Genomic DNA, 11883 nt, shown 5'->3' with positions numbered 1-11883 from the left:
TCCTGCTGCGGCTCCGGGTGCAGCGTCCAAGACCGAGTGGGTCGACGGCGATACCGCACGGGTATCGGTGGTGGTCATCGCCGATACCCGTGCCCCGGTGGAGACGCGGGAGATGCGGTACTTCGTCGCCGTCGCCGAGGAATTGCACTTCGGGCGGGCGGCACAACGACTCGCGATCGCCCAACCACCGCTGTCGCGAGCCGTCCAGAAGCTCGAACGGCGGCTCGGGGTCGTCCTGCTGCACCGCGGCGCTCGCGCCGTCACCCTGACCGAGGCCGGGGCGGTGCTGCTGCGGGAGGCCCGGACCGCGCTCGACGCGGTCGAAGCCGCCGAGCGGCGAACCCGCCGTGCCGCGGCCGACCAGCCCGGTGTGGTGCTCGCCACCAAAGCCGGGGCGTCCAGCGGACTGTTGTCGAAGCTGCTGCACGCCTACGCCGCCGAACCGGGCGCCGCGGCGGTCGAGGTGGTGCTGCGCGGGCCCGGCCAGCCGGAGAACCTGCTGCGCGACGGGCGTGCCGACGTCGCCCTGCTCCACCGGCCCTACGACACGACAGCCGGGTTCGACACCGAGGACCTGCACACCGAACGGCAGGTCGTGGTCCTGCCCGCCGGCCATCCCCTCGCCGACCGGGCGCACGTGCCGTTGGCCGAGGTCGCCGACCTGGCGAACCTGCCCCTGCCTCGCTGGCCCGGACGGGATGGCAGCTACCCGGACGGCCCCGGCCCGCAGGTCCGCGACCACACCCAGCTGTTCCAGCTGATCGCGCTCGGCCTGGCGTGCGCGGTCGTGCCCGAGTCGCTGCGGACCCAGCTGCGCGACGATCACGCCGTCGTGCCCGTGCCGGACGCACCGGCCGTCACGACCGTCATCGCCTGGCCACCGCACAGCAGGTCCAAAGCCGTCGCCGACCTCGTCCACACCGCGACGCGCCTCTGACCGGCACCGCTGCTCATCGGTCGCACCGAGCGTCACCGGTCTGTCGGGGCACCTCCGTGGCGCCCGGCCCACCACGACCCCGCTTCGCAGGGGTCCCCGCCCAGGGGATCCCTGTTCTTGATCCTGCCACCGCGGACCGACAGAACCACCCCGCCGACCGCCGCCTGTGGACAACTCGCGACAGGCACGACAGCACGTGCCCGGCCACACCGGACTCGCCCAATCGGACACTTGGTATAGACCAATGGCGGTCGGATGCCGCAGTATCGGTCCTCGTGGCGCGCACAAGACACGTGATAGCCGTCGACGTCGGCGGTACCGGGACGAAAGCGGCCCTGGTCACCGGTGGTCCCGGCGGGGTGGTGGCGGTGAGGCAGCAGCGGCGCGCGACCAGGCCCGGCGGTGACGCCGTGGTCGAGGACGTGGCCGCCCAGGTCGCCGGGCTGCGCGCCGCCTCCGACCACCCGGTCGAGGCGGTCGGCGTGGTCGTGCCGGGCATCGTGGACGAGGTGACCGGCACCGGCGTCTACTCGGCCAACCTGGGCTGGGCGGACTACCCGTTCCGCGACCGGATCGCGGCGGCGACCGGCCTGCCCACCGCGTTCGGCCACGACGTGCGGGCCGGTGGCCTGGCCGAACTGCGCCAGGGCAACGCCCGCGACCTGACCGACGCGGTGATCATGCCGATCGGCACGGGCATCGCCGCCGCCCTCGTCCTGGACGGCCGGGTCTCGCCCGCGCCGGGCGAGATCGGGCACGTGGACGTCGGTCACGGCGACCCGTGCGGCTGCGGCCAGACGGGTTGTGTCGAGGCACGGGCGAGCAGCGCCTCGATCGCCCGCCGCTACACCGAACGCACGGACCGCCAGGTCGGCGGCGCGGCCGAGGTGGCGAAACTGCTCACGGAGGGTGACGAGGACGCGGCGGTGGTGTGGCGCGAGGCCGTCGACGCGCTCGCGAAGGGCATCCTGCTGGTAGCCGCTCTGCTGGGGCCGCGAGCCGTGGTGCTCGGCGGCGGACTGGCGCTGGCGGGTCCGAAGCTGACGGATCCGCTGGGCGGACGACTGGACGAGCTGATCACGTTCCAGCGACGCCCGGAACTGCGGCTGGCCGCGTTGGGCGACGAGGCCGGGTGCCTCGGGGCCGCGCTGCTGGCCATCGACATGCTGGAGGAGAGATGAGCACGTGGGGTGGACCCGTGGACGTGACCCTGACCGGTGGTCGGGTCGTCACGCCCGACGGGGTGCTCGAACAGGGGTGGGTGGCGGTGCGGGACGGCCTGATCGCGGCCGTCGGCGAGGGGGCGCCACCGGACGGCCCGACGACGGACGTGGACGGCGGCTGGCTGGTGCCGGGCTTCGTCGACATCCACTGCCACGGCGGCGGTGGTGAGGCGTTCACCAGCGCCGACCCGGCCCGGGTGATCAAGGCGGCGAACGCGCACCGCAGGCACGGCACCACCACGCTGCTGGCCAGCCTGGTGTCCAGGCCGATCCCGGAGCTGGCCGACCAGGTCGAGGCGCTGACCGAGCTGGTGCGCGACAACGTGGTCGCCGGCATCCACCTGGAGGGCCCGTTCCTGTCCGCCGCGCGTTGCGGTGCGCACGACCCGGCGATCCTCCGCCCGCCGGACCGCGCCTCGATCGACCGGCTGCTCGACGCGGGCGGCGGCGCGGTCCGCATGATCACCGTCGCGCCGGAGCTGGAGCACGGCGTGGACGCGGTGCGCCACCTCGTCGCCAACGACGTCCTGGCCGCGATCGGCCACACCGACGCCACCGAGGCGCAGATCCGGCCGGCCGTCGAGGCGGGCGCGACGGTGGCCACCCACCTGTTCAACGGGATGCGCCCGCTGCACCACCGCGAGCCCGGACCGATCGGCGCGCTGCTGGACGACGAGCGCGTCACCGTCGAGCTGATCTGCGACCTCGTGCACCTGCACCCGACCGCCGTCCGCCTCGCCGCGCGGCACGCGGGCGTGCACCGGACCGTCCTGGTGACCGACGCGATCGCGGCGGCGGGCGTGGGCGACGGCGTCTACGACGTGGGCGGCCTGGAGGTGCGGGTGGTGGACGGCGTGCCGACGCTGGCCGGTGGCGCGTCCCTCGCGGGCAGCACGCTGACCATGGACGCGGCGTTCCGCAACGCGGTGCAGTCGTGCGGCCTGACCGTCGAGGAGGCCGTGCACGCCACGTCGACCAGGCCCGCCCGGCTGCTCGGCTTGCAGGGCCGCACGGGTGAGCTGCGCGCCGGTCTCGCGGCCGACGTCGTGGTGCTGGACGCCGAGCTGAGGCCGCGCGAGGTGATGAGCCGGGGCGCGTGGGTGAAAGACTGAGCTCGTGCCCGAAGACCACGAGAAGCTGGTGGCCGACGCGTTGCGCGCACAGGCCACCAGCTCCGGCGCGCACCCCCACGTGCCCGTGCGGCGGGTCCGCCCGGCGCTGGGCGCGGGGTGGGTGCTGCTGCTGGCGGTGCTGCTCGGGCTGGCCGCGGGCACGGTCGTGGCGGTCATGACGCTCAGGTAGTGCCTGTACCGTGGTCGCCGTGACTGTCGCGCTCACCTCCACGGTTGCCCTCGGTCCGGACTGGCTCGACCCGGCGATCCTGCTCAAGGGGCTCGGGCCGTACATGCTGGTCGGCCTGTGCTTCATCGTCTTCGCGGAATGCGGCCTGTTGGTGGGCTTCTTCCTGCCCGGTGACTCGCTGCTGTTCACCGCGGGCCTGTTCGTGGCCTCGGGGGTGCTGGAGTACCCGTTGTGGCTGGTGTGCCTGCTGCTCACGGTGTGCGCGCTCGCGGGCAACGTGGTCGGCTACTGGATCGGCCACCGGGCCGGACCGGCGCTGTTCAACAAGCCCGAGTCGAAGATCTTCAAGAAGGAGTACGTCGACAAGACGCACGAGTTCTTCGACAAGTACGGCGCGCGCGCGATCGTGATGGCCCGGTTCGTGCCGATCGTGCGGACGTTCATCACCGCCATGGCGGGCGTCGGCCGGATGGACGCGCGCAAGTACTTCACGTACTCGCTGATCGGCGGCGTCGCGTGGGCCGCGGGCCTGACGGTGCTCGGCTACTTCCTCGGCCAGATCCAGTTCGTCCGCGACAACCTCGAGATGATCCTGATCCTGATCGTGCTGATCTCGGTCGTCCCGATCATCATCGAGGTCGTCAAGGCGCGCCGCGAGAAGAAGAGCCTGCTCGCGCAGGAGGCGGCCGACATCACCCAGGTCATCGACCGGGTCGACGAGACCCAGCGCATCAAGCCCCTCGACTGACCGCTACCCCAGGTCGAACATCGAGCCCGGGTTGAAGAGGTTCTCCGGGTCCAGCGCGCGCTTGATCTCGCGGTGGACCCGCAGGCCGACCGGGCCGATCTCGCGCGCCAGCCACTCGCGCTTGATCTTGCCGACGCCGTGCTCGCCGGTGATCGTGCCGCCGAGCGCCAGCCCCAGGGCCAGGATCTCGTCGAACGCCCGCCGCGCCCGCGCGAACTCGTCCTCCGACGCCGGGTCGTAGACGATCGTGGGGTGCATGTTGCCGTCGCCGGCGTGCCCGACCACGGCGATCCGCAGGCCCACCGACTCGCTGATCCGCTCGCACCCGGCGATCAGCTCGGCGATCTTCGTCCGCGGCACGCACACGTCGTCGGTCAGCCACGCGCCGTAGATCTCCAGCGCGTTCAGCACGGCGCGCCGCGCGGTCAGCAGGTCGCGCCCCTCGGAGAGGTCGTCGGTGGCGTAGACGAGCTCGGCGCCCGCCGCGACGCACGCCTGCTCGATCGCCGCCAGCTCGTGCCGCCCCGCCTCGCCGCCCGAGTCGGACTGGCACAGCAGCAGCGCCGCGCCCGCGTTCAGGTCGGTCTTCAGGTACTGCTCGACGGCCCGGATGGACGTGCGGTCCATGATCTCCATCAACGACGGCACGATGCCCTCGGTCACCACGCGGCTCACCGCGACGCCCGCCTCCGCCGTGCTGCCGAACGTGGCCACGAGCGTGGCGGGCGCCTGCGGCAGCGGCCGCAGCGCCAGGGTCGCGCGGGTGATCACGCCGAGCGTGCCCTCGCTGCCGACGAACAGCTTGGTCAGGTCGTACCCGGCGACGCCCTTGACCGTGCGCCGACCGGTCCGCAGCAGCTCGCCGTCGGCCAGCACCACGTCGAGCCCGAGCACGGAGTCCGTGGTCACGCCGTACTTCACGCAGCACAGCCCGCCCGCGTTGGTGGACAGGTTCCCGCCGATCGTGCACCAGTCGTAGCTGGACGGGTCGGGCGGGTAGAACAGCCCGTGCTTCTCCACCGCGCCGCGCAGGTCGAGGTTCACCACGCCCGGCTCGACCACGGCCAGCCGGTTGTCCGGGTCGACCTCCACGATCGCGTTCATCTTCGTGGTGGCGAGCACCACGCAGCCCTCGACGGCGTTGGCCGCGCCGGACAGCCCGCTGCCCGCGCCGCGCGGCACGATCGGCGTGCGCGCGGCCGCACAGGCCCGCACGACCGCCTGCACCTGTGCGGCGGACGTCGGCAGCACCACCGCCAGCGGCTGCCCGTAGGGCGCCAGCGGCATCATGTCGCGCTGGTAGCTCGCGGTCACGTCGACGTCGGTCAGGACCGCGTCGGCGCCGACGGCGGAGCGGAGTTCGGCGAGCAAGGCCTCCATCCGTCCACGCTATCCCCGGTGACGGTGATCACTCCAGTCCGTGTTCACGCCGGTGCGAACCGCCACGTCCCCGAGGCTTCGGCAACGCGTTATCCCCATGTCGCCCAGGCGACGCCGGGGTCCCACGTAGGCTGCATGGCGTGGTGTTGTCCGCAACGTCCGAGACTGTCGCATTCGTTCAGCTCGACTCCGCAGGCCCGATGGCCGTGTGGCTGATCACGCTGAGCTTCATCTTCTTCGAGTGCGCCTTCATCTTCGGCCTGTTCCTGCCCGGCGATTCGCTGCTGTTCGCCGCCGGTGTGGTGCTCGCGTCCCACGAGGCCGAGCTGTCCGCCTGGCTGCTGTCGGGGGCCGCGCTCGCGGTGGCCGTCGTCGGCAACCAGATCGGCTACTACATCGGCCGGCACACCGGCACCCGCCTGCTGGCCCGCCGCGGCGGCAAGGTCCTCAACAAGGAGAACCTCGCCAAGGCCCGCGACTTCCTCGACCGACGAGGCTTCTGGGCGGTCGTGCTGGCCCGGTGGATCCCTTGGGTCCGCACGCTGGCGCCGATGATCGCGGGCGCGGCGCGGATGGACTCGAAGCGGTTCATGCTGGCCACGACCATCGGCGCGATCGCGTGGGTGCCGACGCTGGTGCTGGCCGGCTACTACGGCGCGGGCCTGCTGACCGCCGTGCCGTGGCTGGAGACGGTCGCGGTCGTCGTGAGCATCGCGTTCTTCGTCTTCGGCACCGCCTACGGCTTCTACCGGTACCGGCAGGAGATGAAGAAGCCGGTGGACGAAGAGGTCACCGCGGCGTCGTAACGCCTCACAGCACCTCCGTGATCACGAGGTCGGCGGCGGACTTGGACGCGTTCACCATGAGCGCGTTCACGTGGTCGGTGCCGTGCAGCACGCGTTCGCTCGCGTCCTCCACCGACCGCCCGTACCGGACGTGCCGGTCGATCAGCCGCGCCACCCGCAGGCCCTCGTCGACCATCAGGAACCACGCCTCGTCCAGCACGACCCGCACGCGCTTCCACTTGTCGTACTGCATCAGCAGGTAGTTGCCCTCGGTGACGACCAGCGGCACGGCCGGGTCGACCGGCACCGCGCACGCGATCGGCTCCTCGAGCTCGCGGCGGAACTCCGGCGCGTACACCACGTCGGGCCCGCACGCCTTCAGCCGCCCGAGCAGGTCGACGTAGCCGGGGACGTCGAACGTGTCCGGCGCGCCCTTGCGGTCGGCGATGCCCAGCCGGTCCAGCTCGCGCTGGGCCAGGTGGAAGCCGTCCATGCCGACCAGGGCGGCGTCCTCGCCCAGCGCGTCCACCAGCCGGCGCGCCAACGTCGACTTGCCCGAGCCCGGCGCGCCGCCGATGCCGAGGAGCTTGCGCTCACCGGTGTCCACCAGCAGCCGCGCCCGGTCGACCAGCTCGTCGAACTTCACCCGCTGTCCCGCCACCGTCCCAGCTCCTCCACCCAGTCCCACGCGGTGTGGCGCACCCGCACCGCGGCGACCTCGTTCGCGGACCGGACGGCGTCGTCCACCGCCAGGCCCTCGGCGACCGCGACCGCCAGCGCACCGTGCCACACGTCGCCCGCGCCGTTGGTGTCGCGTGCCTCGACAACAGGTACCGGTTGCGAGCCGGTGGCACCACCACGCGACCAGGTGACGGGACGCGGGCCGTGCGTGCGGATCACCAGCGGCACGCCCCTGGCGTGCAGCTCGGCCTCCGACAGCTCGAACGCGGCCGAGCACGCGGCCACGTCCACCAGCGGCAGCAGGTCGTCCAGCACGGGTTTCCAGCTGCCCGCGTCCAGCACCACGGGCACGCCGAGGCGTCTCGCGTGCCGGGCGGCCCAGAGGGCGAGCGGGCCGAGGTGGCCGTCCACCAGCACCACGTCCGCCGCCTCCACCAGCGCCGGGTCCACGGCGACGTCGGCGGCGAACCCGACGGCGTTGCGCGAGATCACGGTCCGCTCGCCGTCGCGCTCGCGCACCGCGACCATGCTCAGCGCCGGACCGCCGGCGCCGACCGAGCGCACCTCCACCGGGTGCAGCCGGGCCAGCGCGAAGTCGCCGAGCTCGCCGCCCAGCGCGGTCAGCAGCACGGCCCGGTGCCCCAGCGCGGCCACCGCGCGCGCCGCGTTCGCCGCCGGACCGCCGGGCGCCAGGTGCACGCCGAGCGACTGCACCTTCTGGCCGGGGACGGGGAACTCGGCCACCCGCTGGCTCACGTCGACGGTCGTCAGCCCGACACACAGCACAGAAGCCACGGCACGTCCCTCCTACCAGGTAAAGTCCCCACGCAATCGCTTGCGCCAGCCCGAACGGGGACGAGTCCATGGTCACCATGCGGGAGGTCGCCAGTCTCGCCGGCGTCTCCATCACCACGGTCTCACACGTGATCAACGAGACCAGGTCGGTCGCTTCGGCGACCAGGGAACGGGTGCTCAAGGCGATCGAGGAGACCGGCTACACCGGCGACGCCATCGCGCGCTCCCTCGTCACCGGCGGCACGAAGTCCCTCGGCCTCGCGGTGTCGCTGGTCTCGCACCCGTACTTCGCCGAGCTGATCGCGGCGATCGAGGGCGAGGCCACCAGGTCGGGTTACACGCTCGTGCTCATCGACACCCGCGACACCGCCGAGTCCGAGCAGGCCGCGGTGCGGATGCTCCGCTCACGGCGGGTGGACGGGGTGCTGCTCACGCCGACGTCCGGCTCGGCCGCGCTGCCCGAGCTGCGCCGGTTGGGCGTGCCGACGGTGCTGGTGGACCGGCTGACCGTGGCGAAGGACGTCGACCAGGTCGGCCCGGAGAACGTGCAGGCCACGTCCACGCTGGTCCGGCACCTGGCGGAGCTGGGCCACCGGCGGATCGGGCTGGTGTCCGGCCAGCCGGGGCTCGCGACCACGGACGAGCGCGTGCTCGGCTACCGGCTCGGGCTCGGCCGGGCGGGACTCGCGTGGGACGAGGACCTCGTGCGGCCGTCGTTGGAGCCGCTGCTCGGGCAGGTCTCGGGCGTGGTGGTGAGCGACCACCAGGTGCTGGTGGACGTGCTGCGCACGGCGCGGGCCCGGGGTGTGCGGATCGGGTCGGAGCTGGCGCTGGTGACCTACGACGAGGTGGAGTGGGCCGAGCTGGTCGACCCGCCGCTGACGTCGATGGCGCAGCCGGTGGAGGAGATCGGGCGCACGGCGGTGCGGCTGCTGCTGTCCCGCATCGAGGACCCGGAGCGGGCGCCGGAGACGATCCGGCTGCCGCCCGTGCTGCGGCACCGGCGGTCGTGCGGCTGCCACTGACGGCTCGGCGCCGTGAGGCTCAGCTCCGTGACGGCGAGATCCCGTCGCGCTCCAGCAGGGCGGCGGCCTCCAGCGCCATCCACCCGCCGAGCTGGACGGACAGGTCGCGCTCCGGACCGCCGCCCCTGACCGCGGGCTCGGACCACTCCGGGCCGAACAGCGGTCCGCTCACCACCGCCGTCCGGTTCGCCCACACGGCGTTCGCCGAGGCGAACACGAGGTCCGCCGCGCGGGCCGCCTCGGGCCGGTCGAGCCGCAGCGCGGCCTGCGCCAGGTAGCGGGTGAGGATGCCGCTGAACAGGCCGCCGTCGCCGCCGCCGTGCCCGCGCAGGACGCCGTCGGTGGCCAGGTGCTTGTCGACGGCGTCGATGATCCGCGCCGCCTTGTCCTGGTAGCGGCCTCCCAGCTCCACGCACGCGCCGAGCACCACGCCCTGGCAGTAGGTGTAGAGGTTCTTCTCGACCTCGCGGACCGTGCCGTCGGGGTGCACGTGCAGCCCGTCCCACACCAGGCCGGTCTCCGGGTCCGCCAGGTTGTCCTCGATCCAGTCGACGACGGACCGGGCGCGGCCGAGGTCGGCCCGCGCGCCGAGCCGGGCGAACAGGATCGCCGCCGGACCGTTGGCGGGCACGTTCTTGAAGTCGTCGTCGCGCCGCCACCAGATGCCGCCGCCGCCGTGGTCGGTCCAGCCCTCGCGCAGGCGGTCGGCGATCGTGGCGATGGCCTTCGGCCTGGCGATCCCGACTTCCCGTTCGGCGCGCAGCAGCGCGAGGCCGAGCCACGCCACGTCGTCGTAGTAGTCGTTGGTCCAGCCGACCAGGTTGCGCACCCGGATGCCGCGCACGAGCCGCTGCACCAACGCCACCCGCGCGGCCTTCGGCGAGCGGAGCTGGGCGTCCAGGACGCAGTCCAGCAGGTGCGCCTGCCACCAGTAGCCGAACCGGACGTGCAGCCGGGCGGGCCAACCGGGCGGCCAGGCGACCGCGCCGAGGGCCGTGCCCGGAACTCCCCAGACCCGACGCAGGTGCCGGGACTCGACCGCGCGCTCGGCGACACCGGCGCGCGCGGCGAGGAGCTTCGGTGGTGACGTCACCTCACCAGCCTGCCGACTGAACCGTTCAAGAAGCTCGCCGGAACAGTTCCCAGTGGTAGAGCCCCATGGCGACGCTCGTGGTCAGGTTGTAGCTCGACACCTTCGGCCGCATGGGCAGCGAGACCACCAGGTCCGCCCGTGCCCGCACCTCGGGCGAGAGCCCGTGCCGCTCCGAGCCGAAGGCCAGCACGGCGTCGTCGGGGATCCGCACGTCGCGCAGCTCCCGGCCGTCGGCGTCGAACGCGATCACCGTGCCGCGGACGTCGTCGATCCCGTCGAGCCGGCCGACGGGCAGCGCGAAGTGCAACCCGGCGCTGCCGCGCAGCACGTTCGGGTGCCACGGGTCGACGTCGCCGAGCGACACCACCCCACCCGCACCGAGCCCGGCCGCCACCCGGATCACCGCGCCGAAGTTGCCGAGGTTGCGCGGGTTGTCCAGCAGCACCAGCGGCGCACCGCGCGCAGCCCGCCCCCACTCGACCACGGGCCGTTCGGCGAGCCCTCCGACCCCGGTCGGGTGCGACCGCCCGATCACCTTCTCGAACTCCGGCGCCCCCACCACCCGCGCCCGCTCGAAGACGTCCACGAGGTCGGGCGCGTGGGACCTCGCGAGCGCCACCGCCCTCTCCCGGTCGAGCACCACCACGGTCCCCACCGATCCACCGAACCGAACCGCGTGCTTGACCGCGTGAAACCCTTCGAGGACCACTACCGACATGCCGGGATGATGACTCACCCCTACTGGCACGACCAAGCCGAGAGCCGGGCGGGTACCCTGATGCGTCCGACCGACCGGGATTCAAGTACGAGCGGTGCTCGCATTTTGCCGATCTCCCGTCTTGCGGCATGATGGCCAGATTCCAGCTCGACAGGAATACCGGTACGGCAGCTTAGCGCGGTCGATGAGCAGAACAGGAAAAACCCTCGTGGTCGCAGGTGGGGAAAGCGGCAGCGGCGGCAACACCGACAAGTGACGTCGGACCGCCGGTGACGGGCCCACTCCGCGATATCGGGCCCGTCATGCCAAGTCCAACCGCACGCCGAACTTCCGGTAGGCGGGCAGGTTCCGCACCGTCAGCGTCGTTTCCGGCTGCCCGGCCTGGTTCAGCTCCCTGGTGAGCGCGTAGTCGTCCTGCTCGGTGAGCATCCCGATCTTGTCGAATGACGCCCGTTCGCCGACGGGGAGCCGAATCACGTACTGCGCGAACGGCACCGGCTCCGCGAACGAGGTCAGGAACTCGTCCGCCCGGTCGCCGCGCATCAACGGCAGGCACTTCGCGGGCCAGAACATGTCCACGGAAAGGCTCACCTCCCCGCCGCGCGGGACCCTCTCGTGGAGGTGGACGACCATCTTCAGCACGCCGTTGTCCAGCCACGACGTGGTGAAGTCGTACCTGGTCCCGCCCTCGCCGCGGACCTCCACGCTGCGCACGTGAGCCTGCACCCGGCGCCGGTGGCGCTTGGGCCAGTTCCAGTTGACGCGGTCGTGGAACGTGCAGAAGTACAGCACCTCGCACAGCGCGACGACGGTGAACGAAATGCGCTGCCGCACGTCGCCGTTCGGCTGGATGTCGACTTCCTGCACCCAGCTCTTCACCGACCATTTCTGGCCGTGGACCTTTTCCAGCCGGTCGCAGTACTCCAACAACAGCCTGCGTTCCAGGACGTCCCGACCGCGCCACACCACGCGGTTGACCACGAGCATCGCGAACACGACCGCAATGGCACCCGCCACCAGTGCCAGCCCCGCGGTTCGCACGTACCCGTGCCCCGCGGCGGCGGCCGTGAAGCCGCCGACCAGCGCGAGAGCCGCCCCGCCCTCCACCGGTCCCAGGATCGGCGTGTAGACCACGTAATCGCGCAACCGCTGACCGACCGCCGAGGCCGGCGTCCTGCGCCTTGCCCGGTGCACCG

13 protein-coding genes are annotated in these 11883 nt (G+C 72.5%); 7 read left to right on the top strand and 6 right to left on the bottom strand.

All coding sequences use genetic code 11. The features are described 5' to 3' along the window. The first annotated feature begins 97 nt into the window (after positions 1-97). The 5 genes from ACZ7GX_RS01905 (at position 98) to ACZ7GX_RS01885 (ending at position 4210) form a co-directional block, all read left to right on the top strand. Positions 98-937: a LysR family transcriptional regulator gene (locus tag ACZ7GX_RS01905; protein ID WP_498771741.1), complete on the top strand. Its 840-nt coding sequence runs from the start codon at positions 98-100 to the stop codon at positions 935-937. 275 nt (positions 938-1212) lie between these two features. Continuing rightward, positions 1213-2118: an ROK family protein gene (locus ACZ7GX_RS01900; RefSeq protein ID WP_498771739.1), complete on the top strand. Its 906-nt coding sequence runs from the start codon at positions 1213-1215 to the stop codon at positions 2116-2118. Next, positions 2115-3272: an N-acetylglucosamine-6-phosphate deacetylase gene (nagA, locus tag ACZ7GX_RS01895; RefSeq protein WP_498771737.1), complete on the top strand. Its 1158-nt coding sequence runs from the start codon at positions 2115-2117 to the stop codon at positions 3270-3272. Before ACZ7GX_RS01900 ends, nagA begins: the two co-directional genes overlap by 4 nt. 4 nt (positions 3273-3276) lie before the next feature. Then, positions 3277-3462, top strand: coding sequence for a hypothetical protein (locus tag ACZ7GX_RS01890; protein ID WP_498771735.1), 186 nt, complete (start codon positions 3277-3279; stop codon positions 3460-3462). 10 nt (positions 3463-3472) lie between these two features. Next, positions 3473-4210, top strand: a complete 738-nt coding sequence (locus ACZ7GX_RS01885; protein WP_498771733.1) for a DedA family protein — start codon at positions 3473-3475, stop codon at positions 4208-4210. A gap of 3 nt (positions 4211-4213) precedes the next feature. Here ACZ7GX_RS01885 and ACZ7GX_RS01880 read toward each other — a convergent pair whose 3' ends face one another. After that, a complete protein-coding gene (locus ACZ7GX_RS01880) occupies positions 4214-5590 on the bottom strand; it encodes an FAD-binding oxidoreductase (RefSeq protein ID WP_498771731.1) in 1377 nt (458 codons plus the stop codon). Positions 5591-5790: 200 nt separating this feature from the next. On the opposite strand from ACZ7GX_RS01880, the gene ACZ7GX_RS01875 reads away from it, so the two are divergent. Beyond that, positions 5791-6396, top strand: coding sequence for a DedA family protein (locus ACZ7GX_RS01875; protein ID WP_498771729.1), 606 nt, complete (start codon positions 5791-5793; stop codon positions 6394-6396). A gap of 4 nt (positions 6397-6400) precedes the next feature. Here the strand turns inward: ACZ7GX_RS01875 and ACZ7GX_RS01870 are convergent, their stop codons facing one another. Together ACZ7GX_RS01870 and ACZ7GX_RS01865 are read right to left on the bottom strand one after the other, a co-directional pair. Continuing rightward, positions 6401-7036: a nucleoside/nucleotide kinase family protein gene (locus ACZ7GX_RS01870; protein WP_498771725.1), complete on the bottom strand. Its 636-nt coding sequence runs from the start codon at positions 7034-7036 to the stop codon at positions 6401-6403. Then, positions 7018-7842: a PfkB family carbohydrate kinase gene (locus ACZ7GX_RS01865; protein WP_498771978.1), complete on the bottom strand. Its 825-nt coding sequence runs from the start codon at positions 7840-7842 to the stop codon at positions 7018-7020. The genes ACZ7GX_RS01870 and ACZ7GX_RS01865 overlap by 19 nt, the downstream gene beginning before the upstream one ends. 77 nt (positions 7843-7919) lie before the next feature. Here ACZ7GX_RS01865 and ACZ7GX_RS01860 point away from each other — a divergent pair, with 77 nt between their 5' ends. Next, positions 7920-8876 (top strand): LacI family DNA-binding transcriptional regulator, encoded by a 957-nt coding sequence (locus ACZ7GX_RS01860; RefSeq protein WP_498771723.1) that lies wholly within the window; start codon positions 7920-7922, stop codon positions 8874-8876. A 19-nt stretch (positions 8877-8895) separates the two neighbouring features. On the opposite strand, the gene ACZ7GX_RS01855 is transcribed toward ACZ7GX_RS01860, so the two are convergent. From ACZ7GX_RS01855 to ACZ7GX_RS01845, 3 genes are all read right to left on the bottom strand, one after another. Next, a complete protein-coding gene (locus ACZ7GX_RS01855) occupies positions 8896-9969 on the bottom strand; it encodes a glycoside hydrolase family 76 protein (protein ID WP_498771720.1) in 1074 nt (357 codons plus the stop codon). A gap of 25 nt (positions 9970-9994) precedes the next feature. After that, positions 9995-10624 carry a TrmH family RNA methyltransferase gene (locus ACZ7GX_RS01850; RefSeq protein WP_498771718.1) on the bottom strand — a complete coding sequence of 210 codons (630 nt, stop codon included), beginning with the start codon at positions 10622-10624 and terminating at the stop codon, positions 9995-9997. A 363-nt stretch (positions 10625-10987) separates the two neighbouring features. Next, positions 10988-11833: a hypothetical protein gene (locus ACZ7GX_RS01845; protein ID WP_498771716.1), complete on the bottom strand. Its 846-nt coding sequence runs from the start codon at positions 11831-11833 to the stop codon at positions 10988-10990. Between the last annotated feature and the right edge of the window lie 50 nt (positions 11834-11883).

Source organism: Actinosynnema sp. NPDC037264 (assembly GCF_055603705.1).
This window is presented reverse-complemented; position numbering and strand designations above follow the sequence as displayed.